This is a genomic window from Synechococcus sp. UW69 (genome assembly GCF_900474185.1).
In the GTDB taxonomy this organism is placed as follows: domain Bacteria; phylum Cyanobacteriota; class Cyanobacteriia; order PCC-6307; family Cyanobiaceae; genus Parasynechococcus.
The window spans coordinates 23,484-42,477 of the sequence record NZ_UCNW01000009.1 but is presented as its reverse complement, the minus strand read 5'-3'; the positions used below and the strand labels follow the sequence as shown (position 1 = coordinate 42,477).

General features: G+C 61.6%; 22 protein-coding genes. 13 read left to right on the top strand and 9 right to left on the bottom strand.

Features of this window, described 5'->3' with window-relative positions; all coding sequences use genetic code 11:
• Positions 1–6: 6 nt before the first annotated feature.
• On the top strand, positions 7–1,086 hold the full coding sequence (locus DXY29_RS07875) for an AI-2E family transporter (RefSeq protein ID WP_115024471.1): 1,080 nt from the start codon (positions 7–9) through the stop codon (positions 1,084–1,086).
• Here DXY29_RS07875 and cysC read toward each other — a convergent pair.
• Both cysC and DXY29_RS07865 read right to left on the bottom strand, forming a co-directional pair.
• On the bottom strand, positions 1,046–1,690 hold the full coding sequence (gene cysC, locus DXY29_RS07870; protein ID WP_115024469.1) for an adenylyl-sulfate kinase: 645 nt from the start codon (positions 1,688–1,690) through the stop codon (positions 1,046–1,048). The genes DXY29_RS07875 and cysC overlap by 41 nt on opposite strands.
• A 31-nt stretch (positions 1,691–1,721) precedes the next feature.
• Complete coding sequence (locus DXY29_RS07865; RefSeq protein WP_115024994.1) at positions 1,722–2,048, bottom strand: translation initiation factor; 327 nt, start codon at positions 2,046–2,048, stop codon at positions 1,722–1,724.
• Between the two features lie 29 nt (positions 2,049–2,077).
• On the opposite strand from DXY29_RS07865, the gene DXY29_RS07860 reads away from it, so the two are divergent.
• Together DXY29_RS07860 and trpB are read left to right on the top strand one after the other, a co-directional pair.
• Positions 2,078–3,046, top strand: coding sequence for a class I SAM-dependent methyltransferase (locus DXY29_RS07860; protein ID WP_115024467.1), 969 nt, complete (start codon positions 2,078–2,080; stop codon positions 3,044–3,046).
• Positions 3,047–3,068: 22 nt separating this feature from the next.
• Entirely contained in the window at positions 3,069–4,325 is a 1,257-nt protein-coding gene (trpB, locus tag DXY29_RS07855) for a tryptophan synthase subunit beta (protein WP_115024465.1), read from the top strand.
• 10 nt (positions 4,326–4,335) lie between these two features.
• On the opposite strand, the gene DXY29_RS07850 is transcribed toward trpB, so the two are convergent.
• Together DXY29_RS07850 and DXY29_RS07845 are read right to left on the bottom strand one after the other, a co-directional pair.
• Positions 4,336–5,313: a heat-inducible transcriptional repressor HrcA gene (locus tag DXY29_RS07850; protein WP_115024464.1), complete on the bottom strand. Its 978-nt coding sequence runs from the start codon at positions 5,311–5,313 to the stop codon at positions 4,336–4,338.
• Positions 5,313–5,666 carry a rhodanese-like domain-containing protein gene (locus tag DXY29_RS07845; RefSeq protein WP_115024462.1) on the bottom strand — a complete coding sequence of 118 codons (354 nt, stop codon included), beginning with the start codon at positions 5,664–5,666 and terminating at the stop codon, positions 5,313–5,315. The genes DXY29_RS07850 and DXY29_RS07845 overlap by 1 nt, the downstream gene beginning before the upstream one ends.
• A 17-nt stretch (positions 5,667–5,683) precedes the next feature.
• On the opposite strand from DXY29_RS07845, the gene DXY29_RS07840 reads away from it, so the two are divergent.
• The 9 genes from DXY29_RS07840 to DXY29_RS07800 are packed head-to-tail and all read left to right on the top strand — an operon-like array spanning position 5,684 to position 13,227.
• Complete coding sequence (locus tag DXY29_RS07840; RefSeq protein ID WP_115024460.1) at positions 5,684–7,300, top strand: DUF3352 domain-containing protein; 1,617 nt, start codon at positions 5,684–5,686, stop codon at positions 7,298–7,300.
• Positions 7,278–7,763 (top strand): histidine phosphatase family protein, encoded by a 486-nt coding sequence (locus tag DXY29_RS07835; protein ID WP_115024458.1) that lies wholly within the window; start codon positions 7,278–7,280, stop codon positions 7,761–7,763. The genes DXY29_RS07840 and DXY29_RS07835 overlap by 23 nt, the downstream gene beginning before the upstream one ends.
• A 16-nt stretch (positions 7,764–7,779) precedes the next feature.
• The gene (locus tag DXY29_RS07830; RefSeq protein ID WP_115024456.1) at positions 7,780–8,970 is read left to right on the top strand and encodes a citrate synthase; all 1,191 of its coding nucleotides are present in this window, start codon (positions 7,780–7,782) and stop codon (positions 8,968–8,970) included.
• Positions 8,971–8,997: 27 nt separating this feature from the next.
• On the top strand, positions 8,998–10,116 hold the full coding sequence (nuoH, locus tag DXY29_RS07825; protein WP_170952200.1) for an NADH-quinone oxidoreductase subunit NuoH: 1,119 nt from the start codon (positions 8,998–9,000) through the stop codon (positions 10,114–10,116).
• Positions 10,117–10,175: 59 nt separating this feature from the next.
• A complete protein-coding gene (gene ndhI / locus DXY29_RS07820) occupies positions 10,176–10,823 on the top strand; it encodes an NAD(P)H-quinone oxidoreductase subunit I (protein WP_115024452.1) in 648 nt (215 codons plus the stop codon).
• A complete protein-coding gene (locus DXY29_RS07815) occupies positions 10,820–11,419 on the top strand; it encodes an NADH-quinone oxidoreductase subunit J (RefSeq protein WP_115024450.1) in 600 nt (199 codons plus the stop codon). Before ndhI ends, DXY29_RS07815 begins: the two co-directional genes overlap by 4 nt.
• The gene (nuoK, locus tag DXY29_RS07810) at positions 11,419–11,748 is read left to right on the top strand and encodes an NADH-quinone oxidoreductase subunit NuoK (RefSeq protein ID WP_115024448.1); all 330 of its coding nucleotides are present in this window, start codon (positions 11,419–11,421) and stop codon (positions 11,746–11,748) included. The genes DXY29_RS07815 and nuoK overlap by 1 nt, the downstream gene beginning before the upstream one ends.
• An 18-nt stretch (positions 11,749–11,766) precedes the next feature.
• Positions 11,767–12,717, top strand: a complete 951-nt coding sequence (locus tag DXY29_RS07805; protein ID WP_115024446.1) for an NAD(+) kinase — start codon at positions 11,767–11,769, stop codon at positions 12,715–12,717.
• 3 nt (positions 12,718–12,720) lie between these two features.
• Positions 12,721–13,227 carry a CYTH domain-containing protein gene (locus DXY29_RS07800; RefSeq protein ID WP_115024444.1) on the top strand — a complete coding sequence of 169 codons (507 nt, stop codon included), beginning with the start codon at positions 12,721–12,723 and terminating at the stop codon, positions 13,225–13,227.
• Positions 13,228–13,435: 208 nt separating this feature from the next.
• On the opposite strand, the gene DXY29_RS07790 is transcribed toward DXY29_RS07800, so the two are convergent.
• On the bottom strand, positions 13,436–13,714 hold the full coding sequence (locus DXY29_RS07790) for a response regulator transcription factor (RefSeq protein WP_115024441.1): 279 nt from the start codon (positions 13,712–13,714) through the stop codon (positions 13,436–13,438).
• A gap of 67 nt (positions 13,715–13,781) precedes the next feature.
• Here DXY29_RS07790 and DXY29_RS07785 point away from each other — a divergent pair, with 67 nt between their 5' ends.
• Positions 13,782–14,687 carry a methylenetetrahydrofolate reductase gene (locus tag DXY29_RS07785; protein WP_115024439.1) on the top strand — a complete coding sequence of 302 codons (906 nt, stop codon included), beginning with the start codon at positions 13,782–13,784 and terminating at the stop codon, positions 14,685–14,687.
• Here DXY29_RS07785 and DXY29_RS07780 read toward each other — a convergent pair.
• The 4 genes from DXY29_RS07780 to DXY29_RS07765 all read right to left on the bottom strand — a co-directional run bounded on the left by DXY29_RS07780 (position 14,668) and on the right by DXY29_RS07765 (position 18,972).
• Positions 14,668–15,846, bottom strand: a complete 1,179-nt coding sequence (locus tag DXY29_RS07780; RefSeq protein WP_115024437.1) for an NDP-sugar synthase — start codon at positions 15,844–15,846, stop codon at positions 14,668–14,670. The two genes, DXY29_RS07785 and DXY29_RS07780, sit on opposite strands and share 20 nt — an antisense overlap.
• Positions 15,847–15,893: 47 nt before the next feature.
• Positions 15,894–16,796: a segregation/condensation protein A gene (locus DXY29_RS07775; RefSeq protein WP_115024435.1), complete on the bottom strand. Its 903-nt coding sequence runs from the start codon at positions 16,794–16,796 to the stop codon at positions 15,894–15,896.
• An 87-nt stretch (positions 16,797–16,883) separates the two neighbouring features.
• Positions 16,884–17,267 carry a lipopolysaccharide assembly protein LapA domain-containing protein gene (locus DXY29_RS07770; protein ID WP_115024434.1) on the bottom strand — a complete coding sequence of 128 codons (384 nt, stop codon included), beginning with the start codon at positions 17,265–17,267 and terminating at the stop codon, positions 16,884–16,886.
• A 67-nt stretch (positions 17,268–17,334) separates the two neighbouring features.
• Positions 17,335–18,972 (bottom strand): NAD(P)H-quinone oxidoreductase subunit 4, encoded by a 1,638-nt coding sequence (locus DXY29_RS07765; RefSeq protein WP_115024432.1) that lies wholly within the window; start codon positions 18,970–18,972, stop codon positions 17,335–17,337.
• Between the last annotated feature and the right edge of the window lie 22 nt (positions 18,973–18,994).

The window sequence follows — 18,994 nt, the reverse complement described above, 5'->3', positions numbered from 1 at the left end:
CTCTCGATGACGCCCTGGCCCGCTTGGTTGCGACTCGGTCTCTTGCTCCCCGTGCTGGGTTTGAACGCCTTTGTGTTGAAGCGCCTGCTGGTTCAGTTCGCGCCGTTTCCTGGGCTGTTTCTGACCGCGGCCTTGATTGCCTTTCTGTTGGATCTGCCCTGCCGCTGGCTCTCGCAACGGGGTCTGCCCCGCGCCTGGGCCATCGTGAGCGTTGTTCTGGTGACCGTGGGGCTCTTGGTTTGGGCGGCCGTGGCCTTGGTGCCGCTGCTGATTGAACAGCTCAGCCAATTGATCACTGCTTCGCCGTCCCTGTTGACGGCAGCAGAGCAGTGGATCGACCGGGGTCAGCTTTGGGCGGTGGACCATGGCTTGCCCGCCGATTTCGCTGATCTCAGCAGCGATCTGGTGTCCCAGTTCAGTCGTCTGGCCACGCAGCTGAGTCAGCGCTTGTTGGGACTTCTGGGGGCAACGGTCGGCACCACGATCAATGTGGTGATCGTGCTGGTGCTGGCGGTTTTTCTGCTGCTTGGGGCTGATCCCATCGTCGAAGGCCTGGCCCGTTGGCTGCCGGATCGCTGGCGGGAGCTGGTGCAGACGACCCTCGAGCGCACTTTTCGGGGCTACTTCGCCGGGCAGGTGGTGCTGGCGTTGATCCTCAGTGGCGGCCAGCTTCTGGTCTTCACCGCCCTGAAAATCCCCTACGGGGTGTTGTTCGCTGTGCTGATCGGATTCACCACCCTGGTGCCTTACGCCAGCGCTGTGTCGATTGTCTCGGTGAGTGCAGTTTTGGCAGTACAGGATCCCCGCACAGGCTTCGAGCTGCTCGCCGCGGCGATCGTCGTTGGTCAGATCGTGGATCAGGTCATCCAGCCGCGGCTGATGGGCAGCATCGTCGGGCTGCAACCGGCCTGGTTGCTGATCGCTTTGCCGATCGGTGCCCGGGTGGGTGCCCTCTACGGCGTGGGTGATCTCCTGGGACTGCTGTTGGCGGTTCCGGTGGCCAGTTGCATCAAGACCCTGGCCGATGCCGCCAGGGCCGGCGATATCAGGCCGCCGGAATCACCCCCCGCTCCTGGAGTGCCTTGATCACCAGCTCCACGGAGTCGGCTAGATCCTGCTTGCCGGTGTCGATCTTCAGCTCGGGCGTCTCCGGTGCTTCGTAGGGGCTGGAGATGCCGGTGAATTCTTTGATCTGCCCAGCCCGTGCCTTGGCGTAAAGGCCTTTGGGATCGCGGGATTCGCAGACATCGAGATCGGCAGCGCAGAACACCTCGAGAAAGTCACCGTCCTCCACCAGGCCACGGGCCTTGTCTCGATCAGCGCGGAACGGGGAGACGAAGGCGGTCAGCACGATCACGCCTGCATCCAGGAACAGCTTGGCCACTTCACCGATGCGGCGGATGTTCTCCTCACGGTCGGCATCGGAGAAGCCCAGGTCCTTGCAAAGGCCATGGCGGATGTTGTCCCCGTCAAGCACGTAGGTGGCGAGCCCCCGCTCAAACAGAGCCGCGTTGACGGCATTGGCCAGGGTGCTTTTGCCGGAACCCGAAAGTCCGGTGAACCAGAGGATGGCACTGCGGTGTCCGCGCTGCTTCGAGCGCTCGTCTCGGCCAACGGAGGCTTCATGCCAGGCGATGTTGGTGGACGCACCCTTATTGGTGAGTTCTCCGTAGGTGGGGCTGGCAGTCATGGCCAAGGCATGAAGTGGCGGCCATTCTCACTTACCCACCAGCCCGTTTCGGCCGGTATCCCTCCTTGCTGAGCAGCTCGAGAGTCAGGTCCACCTGATCCCCTTGAAGTTCGATCACCCCGTCTTTGGCGGTGCCGCCACTGCCGATGCGTGTTTTGAGCTTCTTCAGCAGAGCCTTGAAGCCCGCAGCATCAAGCTCCAAGCCACGGATCACCGTTACGGTTTTGCCGCCTTTGCCGCCGCGGGTGGGCTGCACCCGCACCATTTGCTGAGACTTTGCTGTGGGCTCCGTCGTCGCCCCGCTCGGTCGCTGCAGACTGTCCGCGCTGCTGAATTCCTGCCAGCCGCCCTTCGGCATCCACCCGTCGCAATCGAGATGCATTGTCGATGACCACCCATGCTGCGCTCACAACAACACCTCGCTGGGCCGATTCCAGCCGCGGCCTCGGCCGTCTGATCGAGGCTTTGATCGGTATCGGCCTGCTGCGTCGTCCCCTGTTCTTCCAGGCGCGGCAGCTGATCATTCGCACGGCTGAGAGTAACGGCATTCCTTGGCGGGCCCGACGCAAGGAGCTGCAGCAGGCGGCAGAACCGTTGCTCGCTGCCAGCACTACGGCAGGCCTCACCCCGCCGGCCTATTACCTGTCTCGATTCCATGCCTATGAGCAGGGCAACCTCTGCTGGCAGGCTGCCGCTGAAGCCGAGCAGGCCACCGATGCCATGGCTCTGCGGGTGTGGCCGGAGGAGCAGCTGATGCCTGCCGAGGCTCAGGCACGGCTCCGCGATGCCATTCATGCTGTGGCGGAACCGTTGCTCCCCGCCTCGATCGACCGTGTCGTGGATCTGGGCTGTTCCGTCGGGGTGAGCACCCAGGCCCTGGCCCGCTGGCTGAACGCCCGTTCCGCAGCCAGCTCTGCGCACCCTCCGACGCTGATCGGCCTGGATTTGTCGCCAGAGATGCTGTCGGTGGCCCGCGTGCGTGACCCCCAGGGCCTTGTGCACGACTGGCGCCATGCCGCCGCCGAAGCCACTGGGCTGGCCTCGGGTTCCGTTGATCTGGTCAGCCTGCAGTTCGTCTGCCATGAGCTCCCCCAGGGGGCGACCCTTGCGGTCCTGGCCGAAGCGGCCCGACTGCTGCGGCCCGGTGGTGTTTTGCTGATGGTGGACCAGGACCCCGGCTCCTCGGTGCTGCAGCGCTTGCCGGCGCCGGTGGCCACGCTGCTCAAGAGCACAGAGCCCTTCATTGAGCAGTACTTCGCCCTGGATCTGCCCGCAGCGTTGCAGGAGGCCGGGTTCCGGAATCCCAGCATCCGTGCCTGCGACCCACGGCACCGTGTGATCGCCTGCTTACGCTGAGCCGACGCTCCAACGTCGATCCGTGACCAGCACTTTGCCCAACGCCAGCACTCCGGATCCCTCCAGCTTGCAGCCGGCGGTTCGTCCCGGCGCCCATGGGCGCTTTGGCCGATTCGGTGGGCAGTACGTGCCTGAAACCCTGATGCCGGCTTTGGCGGAGTTGGAGCAGGCGGCCGCCCAGGCCTGGAATGATCCGGCCTTCACGGCTGAGCTCAACCGCCTGCTGAAGAACTACGTCGGTCGGGCGACACCGCTCTACGAGGCTGAGCGTCTCACCGCCCATTACCGCCGCTCCGACGGTGGTCCCCGCATTTGGCTCAAGCGAGAAGATCTCAACCACACCGGGGCGCACAAGATCAACAACGCTCTGGGGCAGGCCCTGCTGGCGCTGCGCATGGGCAAGAAGCGGATCATTGCTGAGACCGGTGCGGGCCAGCACGGCGTCGCTACGGCCACGGTCTGCGCGCGCTTCGGTCTCGAGTGCGTGATCTATATGGGCGCCGAAGACATGCGCCGCCAGGCCCTCAACGTGTTTCGCATGCGCTTGCTGGGCGCCACGGTGCAACCGGTGACGGCGGGCACCGCCACCCTTAAGGACGCCACTAGTGAAGCCATCCGCGACTGGGTGACCAACGTCGAGTCCACCCACTACATCCTTGGCTCCGTCGCTGGCCCGCATCCCTATCCAATGTTGGTGAGGGATTTCCACGCGGTGATTGGTGAAGAGTCCAAGCAGCAGTGTCAGGAGGCCTTCGGACGGCTGCCGGATGTGTTGATGGCCTGTGTGGGTGGTGGCTCCAATGCCATGGGCCTGTTCCATCCCTTCGTTCAGGACACCTCTGTTCGTCTGATCGGCGTTGAGGCCGCCGGCGATGGCGTGGCGACAGGCCGCCACGCCGCAACGATCACCGAAGGCCGTGCCGGCGTCCTTCATGGCGCCATGAGCCTGTTGTTGCAGGACGGCGACGGCCAGGTGATGGAGGCTCACTCCATCTCCGCTGGTCTCGATTATCCCGGTGTTGGCCCTGAGCACAGCTACCTGCGTGAAATCGGCCGGGCGGAATATGCGGCCGTCACCGATCTGCAGGCCCTGGATGCCCTGCGGTTGGTTAGTGAGCTGGAGGGAATCATTCCGGCCCTGGAAACCGCTCATGCCTTCGCTTGGCTGGAGCAGCTCTGCCCAACCCTGGCCGAGGGCACCGAAGTGGTGATCAACTGCTCCGGCCGAGGCGACAAGGACGTCAACACCGTGGCCGAGAAGCTGGGGGATCAGCTTTAAAGCTCAGGTATCAAGCCAGCAGCAACTCAAGATGTCGGGCTACGCGCTGCACCGCAGCGCGTGCCGTGGCGTAGGCCATGCGCATGGGACCCACGAGGGCCACGTGCCCGAGCCCCTCGTTGCAGCGATAGGGGGCTTGAACCACCGCACACGCCTCCAACGCAGGCTGCGGATGCTCGTCGCCGATCCACACCCGTGCGGATGCACCGCGACTGATCAAGGTGCAGGGTTCTTCGTCGATCAGTTCCAGCAGCGGTCGAAGGCTTGCCGTGCTTTCAAATTCCGGTTCGCTCACCAGCCTGGAGAGGCCATGCACCACAACAGACGTGGGGTTGATGGTGGGGGTGGGCTGGTCGAGGGCGCTGCGCAGCACAGCGCCGCTGCGTTGCAACTGCCTGGGTAGTGCCTCCCAGTTCAGGTCGCCCTCTTCGAGCTGCGCCGACGCCCAGCGTTCCATCGCTGTGAGCTCGGCTTCGGCGCCGTGCGGCAGGCGCAGGTTGAGATGGCTTGCGCTGCCATTGGCTTCTACCAGCATCACCAGCAGTCGATCACCACTCGGCACCAGACGGATCGTCTCCAGTTGGCGGTTCTCCTGCTGAGGTTGGGTGATCAGGCTCATCAGACCGGTGAAATCCGTCAGTCGCCGTGCCAGATGCATCAGCAGGTCATCGAGACCCGCCCAGCGCAGGCTCAGGCCCGTGAGCTCCCGTTCCAGGTGCTGAACGGCAACGCCGGGTTCCGGCAGCAAAGCATTCACGTAGTGCCGGTATCCCATCGGACTGGGAATGCGTCCGGCTGAGGTGTGTGGTTGATGCAGCAGACCACGACGTTCCAGAGCTCCCATGGCGGAGCGAACGGTGGCTGAGCTGGCGGGGATGCCGAAGCGTTGCACCAGGGTGCGGCTTCCCACCGGCTCCATGGTGTCGACGTAATGGTGCACCGTCGCCTGAAGCACCTGTTCTTGCCGAAGGGACAGGGGCTTGCTCATCAGTAGCGGGGAACGCTGGGATCCACCTGCAGGCTCCAGGCATCAATTCCTCCCTCAAGGTTCCATACCTCGAGGCCCCAGGGCTGGTCCAGCAGCCACAGGCCGAAGTGGTAGCTGCGAACGCCTGCATGGCAAACCACCACCACCGCTTGATCGGGTTTGAGGTCAGCTTGCAGCGTCGTGAGCCATTCATTGGATTGGCTTAGGGGTCGGTGCAGAACTGCGCCGGGGAAAGGTGCGATCGCGAGCTCAGCCGCCTCACGCACATCCACCAGCTGGGGTGAAGGCTGCTCACTTTGCAGCCACTTCTGCAATTCGGAGGCTTGGATTGGTTGTGGTTGGGATTGGCCCATGGCGCCATTCTGCGTTGATGGACAAAGATGAAGGGATCCGAGAACGCCGGCCCATGAAGGCCCGCCCCTTCCTCAGCGCTGCCGGCGCTGTGCTGCTGTCGCTGCTTCTTCTGGCTGCTGGTCTGCTTTGGACCATGGATCGCCAGAGCCCCCTTCACCTGGCTGAGCAGCCTTTGCGTCTGCCCCGGGCGGCTCGCTTTGTGCCGAGGGATGCCGATTTATCCCTGCACTGGCTGGCTGATCCCAGGCGTCTGCCTGCCTATGCCCAGGCCGTCGCCCCCGCCTCGGAACGCCGCGATGCCCGCGATGGTGCACGGCAGTGGCGTGAGGGGGTCTTCGCCTTGGCGGGCCTGCAGTTCGGTCTTGAGCTGGAGCCCTGGCTTGGCGAGGAAGTCAGTCTCACCCTCACCGATGGGGCCTCCAGCGCCGGCTGGGTTCTGGCCTTGACCAGTCGGGATGACGATGGCGCCAGGCGCTTCTTGCAACGGTTCTGGCAGACCCGCAGCCTGGCGGGCACCGATCTGCAGATCAGCAGTTACCGCGGCATCGGTGTGATCAGCGGCCAGGGGGCCTTGGTGGGGCATGACCCCCAACCTCTGGCCACGGCCTTGATCGATGACGATCTGCTCTTGGTGGCCTCAGGCCGGGGCGTGCTGGAGCAGGCCCTCGATGTCTCCCAGCTTCCGGATCAGCATCAGCTGGGGGATGAACGTCTGCAGCGTCAGGTCGCTGATCTCGGTGAGGGTGTGGCGCTGCTGACGGCATCGCCACACGCCCTTCAGCATTGGTTGCAGTTTCCTGAGGTGGTGGCCCAACGCGAGGATCTGAACGGCCTTGTGGCTTCGCTTCGGCCGGAGGGTTCGACCCTGGCGGTGGATGGGCGACTCGGGTTCCAGCAAACTATTGCTTCCGCCCCATGGCCTGACCTGACGGATCTGACCGCCTCGGCTGGTGGACATGGCCGTTGGCTGGCGCAGCTGCAAAGTCCAGCACGTCTGTTGGATCCGGGCGAAAGCCATCCGCTGGCCCAGTGGTTCGGCCCGGTTCTCGCGCAGCAGTTGCGGGACCAGCCGGCTGCAGATGCTGTTGTTCAGTCCGATGACGGCCCTCTCCTCTGGCAAGACCAGTCCGAGGGCTGGCTCTTGGCCACGCGCTCTCAAAGTCCCGCCAGGGATGCGGTGGATGCACGTCTGCAGGAGCAAGGCCTGACCCGGTCTGAGCTGGACGGAGATGGTGAGGTCTTGAGTGTGTGGACGCGTCTTGTTCGCCAGCGGGGACGCCAGCCTGGAGTGGATGCCCAGCTGGCCGTGGCTCAGGTCAGCTCGTCCTCTCTGAACTGGTGGGGTGAGTCGTTGATGGCTCTGGCGCAGCGCCAGAACGGCCGTGCCCTTCAGCCTCGCGTGAACCAGTGGCAGGAGCTCGCATCGGCCTCCCAACCCGTGCAGGCTCTTCTTTTGGCGGATGCCCCGGCTCGATCACTTTTGGGGCAATGGCGGCCGTGGGGGCTGCTGCAGGTGATGGCCGGTCGGCCCTTGCAGGACCAGGTCCGGGGTCTGGCGTTCGCCGTCGACGCTGATCGTCTGGAGCAGAGCGGCACCGAGATTCCTTTGCATGCCCGCCTCGAACTCGGCTGAACTGGTTCTGCTGCGGCATGGCATCGCAGAACCCCGCCAGGCGGGGCGGGATCATCCGGATCGCCCCCTCACCGCAGCTGGGCGTCAGCGCACGCAAATGGTGATGGCAGCCTTGGTGCGACGGGGGCTGAGGCTGGATCGCCTGTTGTCCAGTCCCTACCGCAGGGCACGGCAAACGGCGGAACTGGCCCTAGAGGCAGGGCTCGCCTCAGGCCTTGCGGTGGATGAACGCCTCAAACCAGGAGGGGCCCTTGAAACGCTGCTGAGCTCGGTCGATGGACGGCTCGGCCTGGTGGGCCATGAGCCGGATCTTGGAGATCTGGCCTGCATGCTTCTGGGGTGTCCCCCTGGTGGCCTGCTATTGAAGAAAGCCGGCGTGATCCAGCTGCATTGTTCGGCGGGCCAGTGGCAGTTGCAGACCTTGCTTCGCCCGGCACTGTTGATTGACGATTTAGGTTGCTGATAGAGGCATTCAGGTGTTGGCCCAGCAGCAGACAGGAGACCTGCGCCATGCGCGGACCGGGATCGAACTGCGGCCAGGCCTCGACGGTGTTCCGGCGACCCAGTCGGCCATCTGCGATATCGATGGAGACCAGGGGCTGCTCACCTATCGCGGCTACCCGATGCAGGATCTGGCAGCCAACAGCAGCTTTCTGGAGACGGCCTACCTGCTGATCTGGGGAGAGCTGCCGAGCCGCGATCAGTTGGCGAAGTTTGAGCACGCGGTGCAGATGCACCGGCGTGTCAGCTTCCGGGTGCGGGACATGATGAAGTGCTTCCCGGCCAGCGGCCATCCGATGGATGCCCTGCAATCGAGTGCAGCATCCCTCGGCCTGTTTTATTCCCGGCGGGCCATTGACGACCCGCAATACATCTATGACGCGGTGGTGCGTCTGATTGCCAAGATCCCGACGATGGTGGCGGCGTTTCAGTTGATTCGCAAAGGCCAGGATCCGATTCAGCCTCGGGATGATCTGGCCTATTCCGCCAATTTCCTGTACATGCTCACGGAGCGGGAGCCTGATCCCCTGGCGGCGCGGATTTTTGATCGCTGTTTGATGCTTCATGCCGAGCACAGCCTCAATGCGAGCACCTTCAGTGCCCGTGTCACCGCCAGCACCCTGACGGATCCCTATGCCGTGGTGGCCTCTGCAGTCGGCACCCTGGCGGGACCGCTTCACGGCGGGGCCAATGAAGATGTTCTCGCCATGCTGGAGCAAGTTGGAAGCCCTGCAAACGCCGGCGCCTTCCTCGACGATGCCGTCGCGTCGAAGCGGAAGGTGATGGGTTTCGGCCACCGTGAGTACAAGGTCAAAGATCCCCGCGCTGTGATCCTTCAGTCGCTGGTTGAGGAGATGTTTGACAGCTTTGGCCATGACGACCTCTACGACGTGGCCCGGGCGATTGAGCAGGAAGCGGAATCCCGGCTCGGCCCGAAAGGCATCTATCCCAACGTGGATTTCTATTCCGGGCTCGTTTACCGCAAGCTCGGTATTCCCAGGGATCTGTTCACGCCAGTCTTCGCGATCGCCAGGGTCGCCGGCTGGCTGGCCCATTGGCGTGAGCAGCTGGGGGCGAACCGGATTTTTCGGCCCTCGCAGATCTATTCCGGCTCACAGCCACGCTCCTGGATGCCCATCGAGGAGCGAGTTTCGGCTCCGGCCGCCTAAGTTGCACCCACTTCCGTCGACACCATGGTGAGTCCGGGACTTGACCTGGAATTGAGCTTTAGCCAGGCGCTGCAAGGTTTAGGCCTCTCTCCAGAGGTGGCGAGACTGCTCTGGCTGCCACTGCCCATGCTGCTGGTCCTGGTGGCTGCAGTGGTGGGTGTGCTCGTGTCGGTTTGGTTGGAACGCAAGATTTCGGCCGCCGTTCAGCAACGGATCGGACCTCAGTACGCCGGTGCCCTCGGCGTGCTTCAGCCTCTGGCCGATGGCCTCAAGCTTCTGGTCAAGGAAGACATCATTCCGGCGCGGGCCGACAGCCTGCTGTTCACCCTTGGCCCGATTCTGGTGGTGGTGCCGGTGATCATCTCCTGGTTGATCATCCCCTTCGGCCAGAACCTGCTGATCAGCAACGTGGGCGTGGGCATTTTCCTTTGGATTGCCTTCAGCAGCATTCAGCCCATCGGTCTGCTGATGAGCGGTTATGCCTCGAATAACAAGTATTCCCTTCTCGGCGGTCTAAGGGCCGCAGCGCAGTCGATCAGCTACGAGATCCCCCTGGCTTTAGCTGTGCTGGCCGTGGTGATGATGACCAACTCGCTGAGCACCGTCGACATCGTTGATCAGCAGACCGGAGCAGGCATCCTCAGCTGGAACATTTGGCGTCAGCCGGTGGGTTTCCTGATCTTCTGGATTTGTGCCCTGGCTGAGTGCGAGCGGCTTCCGTTCGACCTCCCTGAAGCCGAAGAAGAGTTGGTTGCCGGTTACCAGACCGAATACGCGGGCATGAAGTTTGCCCTCTTCTATCTGGCCGGGTACATCAATTTGGTGCTCTCCGCCATTCTGGTCAGCGTCCTCTATCTGGGTGGTTGGGGTTTCCCAATTCCCGTCGAGTGGCTGGCCGACTGGCTTCATCAGCCCATTGACGCCCCAGTGGTGCAGGTCATTACTGGTGCTGTCGGCATTGTGATGACTGTGCTGAAGGCCTATCTGCTGGTGTTTGTGGCCATCCTGCTGCGCTGGACAACGCCCCGCGTGCGCATTGACCAGCTGCTGGACCTGGGCTGGAAGTTCCTGCTGCCCCTGTCCTTGGTCAATCTCCTGGTGACTGCGGCCCTCAAGCTCGCCTTCCCTGTTGCGTTCGGTGGCTAGGTTTTACTACCTAGCATTCATTGCACTCCGGCTCAGCTTCGTTCTCTCCCCTTCAGACCATGTTCGGCTTCCTCAAACAGGTCGGTGATTACACCCGGGATGCGGTCGATGCAGCCCGGAATCTGGCCCAAGGATTTTCGGTCACGTTTGACCACATGCAGCGCCGTCCGGTCACGGTGCAGTACCCCTACGAGAAGCTCATTCCCTCCGAGCGTTATCGGGGTCGAATTCACTATGAATTCGATAAGTGCATCGCTTGCGAGGTTTGCGTCAGGGTCTGTCCGATCAACCTTCCGGTGGTGGATTGGGTGATGAACAAGGCCACGAAGAAGAAGGAGCTTCGCAATTACTCCATTGACTTCGGCGTCTGTATTTTTTGCGGTAACTGCGTGGAGTACTGCCCCACCAACTGCCTCTCGATGACCGAGGAATATGAGCTGGCTGCGTTTGATCGCCACAGCCTCAATTACGACAACGTTGCTTTAGGGCGGCTACCCACCAGCGTCACCACGGATCCTTCGGTGATTCCATTGCGCGAGCTGGCGTATCTCCCCGCAGGTGAGTTGGATCCACACACCGTGCCTGCAGATCGCCCGCGGGCCGGCCAACTTCCCTCCCAGGTTCTGGAGACCCTCACGCCGCCGCAGAAGCCAGCCGCCAAGGATGAGGGACAATCCTCCAGTGAGGACAAGGAGGGCGACGCATGACCATCGCGACCACCACCGAGCTGATCTGTTTCCTGGTGCTGTCTGCCGTTGTGGTGGTTGGTGCCCTGGGTGTGGTGCTGCTCAGCAACATCGTCTATTCCGCCTTTCTGCTTGGCGGTGTGTTCACAGCTGTTGCAGGGCTCTATCTGCTGCTCAATGCGAGCTTCGTGGCCGCTGCCCAGATCCTGGTTTATGTCGGGGCAATCAATGTGCTGATCCTGTTCGCGATCATGCTCGTGAACAAACGGGAGGATTTGAAGGCCATCGCCAACCTCACCACCCGACGGGTGGTGTCAGCTGGCGTCTGCGCCGGTCTGCTGGCTCTGCTGGTCCGCGTTGTAGTGACCACGCCTTGGTCGCTTCCAGGCCCCGCCGCCGTGGGCGAAGAGGCCACCGCGCGCATCGGTGAACACCTCTTCACTGATTACCTCTTGCCGTTTGAGGTGGCTTCAGTGCTGCTGCTAATGGCCATGATCGGAGCGATCGTTTTGGCCCGCCGCGATGTGTTGGCTACCGATGTGGTCACCGGTGAAGTTGCTGACCAGGGCCTGATCGAGAAGGCCCGTACCCCCTTGCTGATGAACCGAGCGGACTGATGAGCGATTTCCTTTCAACGCTTCCTTCCCTGCAGGCTTACCTCCTGGTGGCCGCAATGTTGTTCTGCATCGGTGTCTGGGGACTGATCAATAGCCGCAACGCCGTTCGGGTGTTGATGAGCATCGAGCTGATGCTTAATGGCGTGAACATCAATCTGATGGCCTTCTCATCCTTTGTGGATGGCGATCTGATCCGAGGTCAGGTGTTCGCTGTGTTTGTGATCACGGTGGCTGCCGCTGAAGCTGCGGTCGGTCTCGCGATCCTCCTGTCGCTTTATCGCAATCGCGTTACCGTCGACATGGAGCAGTTCAACCTGCTGCGCTGGTAATTCCCGCACACCTGGATCATGCGTCTCGATCGGGTCTGGGTGATCTATCGGGCCGATAGTCAGCCGGCTCAGAGGGAAGCTCGCCAATGCGCCAAGGAGCTGAAAGCCCTTGGAACACATGTTGTGACCGCGATGTCAGGGCCGAGGGTGAACCCTTTCCCTGGCTTGCTGGCTGTTGAAGATGCCTTGCCCGACCTCGCTCTGGTGCTGGGCGGGGATGGCACGGTTCTTGGGGCTGCCCGCCATCTTGCGGTGCATGACATTCCGATCCTGAGCATCAATGTGGGAGGCCATCTGGGCTTTCTCACCCACGATCGCCGGGTGTTGCGTGGCGATCAGATCTGGCAGCGACTTCAGGACGATCAGTTCGCGATCGAACGGCGCATGATGCTTCAGGCCATGGTCGATCGCCGCTCCGCTGAAGAACGAACGGCGTCCCCTGGCCTGTTGCAACAGCCGGATCTGGAAGATGACGAAGAGCACCACTGGGCCTTCAACGACTTCTATCTGAGGGCCTATCGCGATGAGATTTCGCCCACTTGCACCCTGGAGTTGGAGATCGATGGAGAAGTGGTTGACCAGGTGCGTGGAGATGGCCTGATCCTGTCCACGCCGACCGGATCCACCGGTTACGCCCTGGCGGCGGGAGGGCCGATCCTGCATCCCGGCATTGATGCCATCATCGTCGCCCCGATCTGCCCGATGAGTCTTTCCAGCCGAACGCTGGTGGTGCCACCCCGGGCAAGGTTGGCGATCTGGCCCTTGGGTGCCGGCGATCACCGCATCAAGCTCTGGAAGGACGGTGTGGGCTGCACAGTTCTGGAACCAGGCGAGTGCTGTGTCGTTCAGCAGGCGCGTCACCATGCCCTGATGGTGCTGCTGAATCAAAGTCCCTCCTATTACAGAACGCTGTCGCACAAGCTTCACTGGGCGGGAAGCCTGCAGGCGGCGCAGCCGTCCCAGAATTGATCCATGGCTCTGGAGATCGAACGGCGTTTTCTGGTGCGTTCTGACGCCTGGCGCAGCAGTGCCGGCCCCGGACAGGCCCTACGACAGGGGTACCTGGCCGCTAGTGCTGAGGGTGTGACGGTCCGGATGCGACTGCGCGGGATGGATGAGGCCTGGCTCACCCTTAAAGCTGCTGCTGATGCCGTTGGTCTGGTACGCCACGAGTTCGAATATCCAATTCCGGTGGCGGATGCCGAAGCCCTCTGGGATCTGGCTCCGCACCGTCTGGAAAAAGTCCGTCATCAGCTGGATTGCCCTGGTGGAGACTGGGTTGTGGATTGTTTTCAGGGGGAGAATGCGCCCCTGGTGCTGGCGGAGGTGGAGCTTGCATCGGCTCAGGTTGACCTGGTGATTCCGCCCTGGTGCGGTCAGGAGATCACAGGGGAGTCCCGTTGGAGCAATGCGGTGCTGTCGCAGCACCCGATTCAGGATTGGCCGCTGGAGGATCGATGCCGTTTTGGCTGGATTTAAGGCCGGACTGGATTTATCTTCAGATTTCCTTTAGGTTTTAGGGGTTCTGACCGGTGATCGTTTCCAGTGGTGGGTCTTTACGACACAACTGGAATGCTCCGTTTTGCGGGATCAAGTGTTGAGGCTTGCCTCGAATACGCCACCTTGTTTCGGATTCCTGTCGGTCCAAGCTCTTTGCAAAGTCTTCCTGAACCTGTCATCTCCACCATCAGGGTGAGGGGGGATCGTTTTCTGGAAGGACGCAACAATTGAAGCCGTCCCGGCAGATCTTGCCGTTGTCCATCGCCCAGTTGAGTAGAGCAACCCTGTTCTTGGAACCGGTTTTGGTGAACACGTTGCTCACGTGGTTGTCGACCGTTCGTTTGCTGATGGTGAGACGGTCGGCGATTTCCTGGTTGGTCAGTCCTTCTGCCACGAGTTCAATGATCTCGACCTCCCTGGCTGAGAGGGAGATACCAAGGGGATCAATTCCGTCGAGGGAGGACATGAGTGACCACCGATGGTTTCATGCTAGTCCGGACCGTTGCTCCGATCCTGCATAGTGGGCCGGTGAAATGGAACGGGATTTGAGGACGGCGCTTCAGCGCGCGATTGAGGCCGGCAATCAGGTCCTCACTGCCGAGGTGATGCCGCCTCGTGGTGGAGATCCGACGCATATGTTGTCCATGGCTGAATCGCTGCGGGGCCGCGTTCATGCGCTGAACGTGACCGATGGCAGCCGGGCCGTGATGCGCATGAGCAGCCTGGCGTCCTGCAAGTTGCTGCTTGAGGCCGGTCTGGAGCCCGTCTTGCAGATGGCCTGTCGGGATCGCAACCGCATCGCCCTGCAGGCTGATCTCCTTGGGGCCCACGCGTTGGGGATCCACAATCTGTTGTGTCTCACCGGAGATCCGGTGCGCGCGGGAGACCAGGCGGATGCGCGTCCGGTCAATGAATTCGAGTCTGTGAAGCTGTTGCAGCAGGTGCAGGCTCTCAACAGCGGTGTCGATCCCGTTCAGGGCACCCTGCCGGACGGGGAGACCACGCTGTTCGCCGGGTGTGCCGCCGATCCGCAATCCAGGAGCTGGAGCGGTTTACAGCGCCGGTTGCATCGCAAGCAGGCCGCGGGAGCCCGCTTCGTTCAAACCCAGATGGTGATGGATCCTTCAGCTCTTGAGCGCTTTCAGCATGAGCTGGCTGCGCCCCTGGGTCTGCCGGTGCTGGCCGGTGTATTTCTGCTGAAGTCAGCCAAGAATGCCCGGTTCATTAACCGTGTTGTGCCCGGGGCATGCATCCCCGATGAATTGATCCATCGGCTTGAGTGTTCGGAGCATCCCGCAATGGAGGGGGTGGCCATCGCCGCTGAGCAGGTGAAGCGTTATCTCGGCATCGTCAGTGGTGTGCACTTGATGGCGATCAAGGCGGAGGAGCGTATCCCGATGATCCTGGATCGAGCCGGACTCAGCTCGCTGCCTGGGTGAGATCCGTACCCAGCAGCTCAGCCATGGCTTTCTGCTGGGGGGACGGTTCCACTAAATCCTGACGCCGTGCGTCGGTGATCAACCAGTCGAGGGATGCTTCCTGCAGGTCGAAGTGATCGCCGTCCTTGCCCACGCAATAGCGGCCGAACACCAGCTTCTCTAGAAGCTGGACGCCGGCGCCGATGCGCGAATAGTCAAAGATGATCGAATTGTCCACCGTGGCACCCTCACAGATGTGGCAGCTCGGGCCGATCATGGTGGGTCCGATGATCGTTGCACCGTCTTCGATTTTGGTCATTCCGCCCACGTAAACGGGTCCGGAGACGTTGATTTTGTCCCAGTTGGCGGCAACATTCAGGCCGGTGTAAACCCCGGGGCGCACCTCCTTGCCGGGGATTCCGACCTGACGCACATCGCCCATCAACACACTGCGGATGGCTTGCCAGTAGTCGGGAACCTTTCCGATATCCACCCATTCGAAATCCATCGGAATGGCATAGAAGGGTGCCCCGAGCTCGGCCAGTTTCGGGAACAGATCAGAGCCGATGTCGAAGGGCTGGCCCGAGGGGATGTGCTCGAAGATTTCCGGCTCGAAAATGTAGATGCCGGTGTTGATGGTGTCGCTGAGGGCTTCCTCAACGCTGGGTTTTTCCTGAAAGCTTGAAATTCTGTTCTGGTCATCCGTGACCACAACGCCGTAGCTGCTCACCTGATCCTTGGGGACCCGCTTGGTGACAAGGCTGGCGATGGCACCCTTCTCACGGTGCAGACGCAAGGCTTCGCTGAGATCAAGATCGATCAGTGCATCACCGCAGAGCACCACGAAGGTGTCGTCGAAGAAGTGCTGGAAGTCCTGGATTTTTTTGAGTCCGCCGGCGGATCCCAGCGCGTTGCCGATCAGTTCTCCGTCTTCAATCCGTCCTTCGAAGCTGTACGCAATTTCAACGCCAAAACGCTGGCCATCCCGGAAGTAATTTTCAATCTCTTCGGCGAGGTGGGAGACGTTCACCATCACTTCGGTGAAACCGTGCTCCTTGAGCAGTTCCAGCAAGAATTCCATCACCGGCTTCTGCAGGATTGGAATCATCGGCTTGGGGATCACATGCGTGATCGGTTGAACCCGCGTCCCCTTGCCAGCCGCCAGAATCATCGCCTTCATTGGCGTTTCACGGGGGTCAGTACAAGGTAGTGACCATAGACCCGGTCTTAAGCCGCTACGACTGTCCGGGTCGGCGACGGATCTGGCACCTGAAGGCTGCGGATCGGTAGTTGTGTCGCGGTGCCACTGGCAGGGATGAATTTCAGTCGCAATGGGCCGTGAAGCCAGCCCTCCTGCTCGAGTTCAACCCGGCCTTGGGAGGAGAGAAACAGCAGAGCCCAGAACACCCCGACTCGGTCACGGTCAAGGTCAGCGGCTGCGGCGACCTCCCAACGCTCCACGAGCTGATCGAAGCCCACCCAGTCGAGGGCAGTCTCCCAACCGTTGAGAAACACCCCAAGCGCTGCGGTGGTTTCCGGGAGTTTTTCGCGGTGGGCCAGTCCAGCGACCTGGGCGATGGCTTCACGGTTGCTGTAGCGCTTCTGCCGTTTCCGCCGTCGCGCCTCCAGTTCGTCCGATTCCAGTTGCTCTGCGATCGATTCCAGTTGTTCGATCAGCTCCCCAAGGGTGACGGGGCGTCTTAATGGCGGTGGAGCTACGGGCCGCCGCAGCAGGTGCTTCTCCGGCCGTCGGGGCAGATCGAAGGCGGGATCAAGCCAGCCCTGCCCATCAAAGTCTGCGTCGAAGTGGTCTTCGACCTCCGGGGCGGGGGGCAGCATGCTGGCCTCGAGCATTTCTGCTTTGAGCCCCACCAGTACAGAGGCGGCCAGGAAGGCTTCGCTGCTTTCGGCTAGGTCCCGTTCATAACTGCCGCCCCGTCCGGCCAAGACGGCAGCCACCTGACCGGGAACCTCGATGCGTTGTCTGAGTTGATCCAGAAATCCGTCGATGACAGCGATCACATCGACATCCCACGGATCGAGTTCTCCACTCTCCGCTGCGTCCTGCAACAGCCGGATCGCGAGACGGGCTCCAGCATCAGCGCCGTCGTTGGGAGCCACCTGGAGCAAGTCAATTCACCCTCTCCCGGCAAGGTATCGGGCGCAAACGGTTGCTGCCAGGGGGTTGTTTCAGCGATTCATCAGCGCGATCAGGCCTCAGTCGGCCGAGTTGTCGTCGGATTCATCACCTTCGGCAGCGCTGGTGGTCAAGGTGGCGGCGGGGAGGAGACCCAACTGGGTTTCAACGGTGGAGCGATAGCGGTTGAGGTCGGTTTCCAGCTCTTGGATGCGCACCTGCTGCGCTTCAAATTCGTTGGCTTTGGAGAATTGATCCACGTTGTTGAGCATTCCCGTCCAGGCGGCAAAAAACCACGCCGCTACTGCACCGAATCCAGCCACCAGAAGCAATAACCCGGCTAGAGGCAGGGTGTATTCCATGCCTGGCAACACATGCACGGTGGTTGCGTTGGTGTTCGCCAGCGTGAAAAACACGGTGATCAATCCAAAGGAGAAGATCAGGCCGAAGTTGATCTGGCGCATGTTCTGGAGGAGCGATAATTCAACTTACGGACAGTTGGCAGCTCCCGAACAAGAATCGATACGTGTTTTATGAAGTGCCCACCATGGGGGCCTGGATCACTGCCGGAACCGTTGCTTGGCCTCGAATCAAGGGGGCCGTTGGTGACATCACCTGCTCCATGGCGCCCAGGTTTCGGTTCACCAGGGCTTCAATTGAGCTGCGGTAGCTGTCGGTCATCAGCTTGGGATAGAGCCCAATTCCGATGATCGGCACCAGCAGGCAACCGATGATGTACACCTCACGCGGCTCCGCATCCACCAGGTTGGTGTGGGACACGAGCTCCTCCTTCTCTTTGCCGAAGAAGATCTCCCGCAGCATCGAGAGCAGATAGATCGGCGTGAGAATCACGCCAACAGCGGCCAGTGCGCAGATCACCACGCGGAAAGGCAGGGTGTAGGCCTCATCGGTTGCGAAACCTGCGAACACCATCAATTCACTGACGAATCCACTCATGCCTGGCAGAGCTAGGGATGCGAGGGCACAAACGGTCCACAGCGCGAACATGATCCGCATCTTCTGGCCAATGCCCCCCATCTCATCGAGCTGAAGGGTGTGGGTGCGGTCGTAGGTGGCACCCACGAGGAAGAACAGGCTGGCCCCGATCAACCCGTGGCTGATCATCTGGAGCATGGCGCCACTGGTGCCGAGGGCACTGAAGCTGCCCACGCCGATCAGCACGAAACCCATGTGGCTGATCGAGCTGTAGGCGATCTTTCGCTTCAGGTTGCGCTGGGCGAAAGAGGTGAGGGCGGCGTAAATAATGTTGACCACCCCGAGCACAATCAGCAGCGGTGCGAACTGAGCGTGGGCCGCTGGCAGCAGTTCGCAGTTAAACCGCAGCAGGGCATAGCCCCCCATCTTCAGCAGGATGCCGGCCAGAAGCATGTGCACCGGTGCGGTGGCTTCGCCATGGGCATCCGGGAGCCAGGTGTGCAGCGGCACGATCGGCAGTTTCACGCCGAAGGCGATCAGCAGCCCGGCGTAGCAGAGCAGTTGAAAGCCCGTGCCGAAGTCCTTGGCGGCAAGAGCGGTGTACTCAAAGCTTGGGGTGCCACCGCCGAAGAATCCCATGGCCAAGGCGGCCAAAAGAATGAACAGGGAGCTGCCAGCGGTGTAGAGAATGAATTTTGTAGCTGCGTACTGGCGTTTCTTGCCGCCCCAGATGGCCAGAAGTAGATACACCGGGATCAGCTCCAGCTCCCAGGCCAGGAAGAACAGCAGCATGTCTTGCACCGCGAAGACGGCGATCTGGCCGCCGTCCATGGCCAGCAGCAGGAAATAAAACAAGCGCGGTTTGAAACTCACCGGCCAAGCAGCCAGGCAAGCCAGGGTTGTGATGAAGCTGGTGAGCAGAATCAGCGGCATCGAGAGCCCATCCGCTCCAACCGCCCAAGTGAGCCCCAGATCGGGCAGCCAGCTCACCCGTTCGGACAGCTGCAGGCCACTCAGGCTGGGGTCATAGCCGGTCAGGTACGCCGCAACGGTGATCAGAAAGGTGATCAGCGTCACGATCAGGGCATACCAGCGCACCTTTTTGCCGTCCCCTTCATCGGGAACGAGAGGAACCAGCAGTGCACCCACGATCGGAACCAGGATCGATAGGCTCAGCCATGGCACTGTGGCCTGCACCGGGTCGCCAAGTCCGGCGACTGCGAATTCGAACACGCTCTGAATCCGACCCTTACTG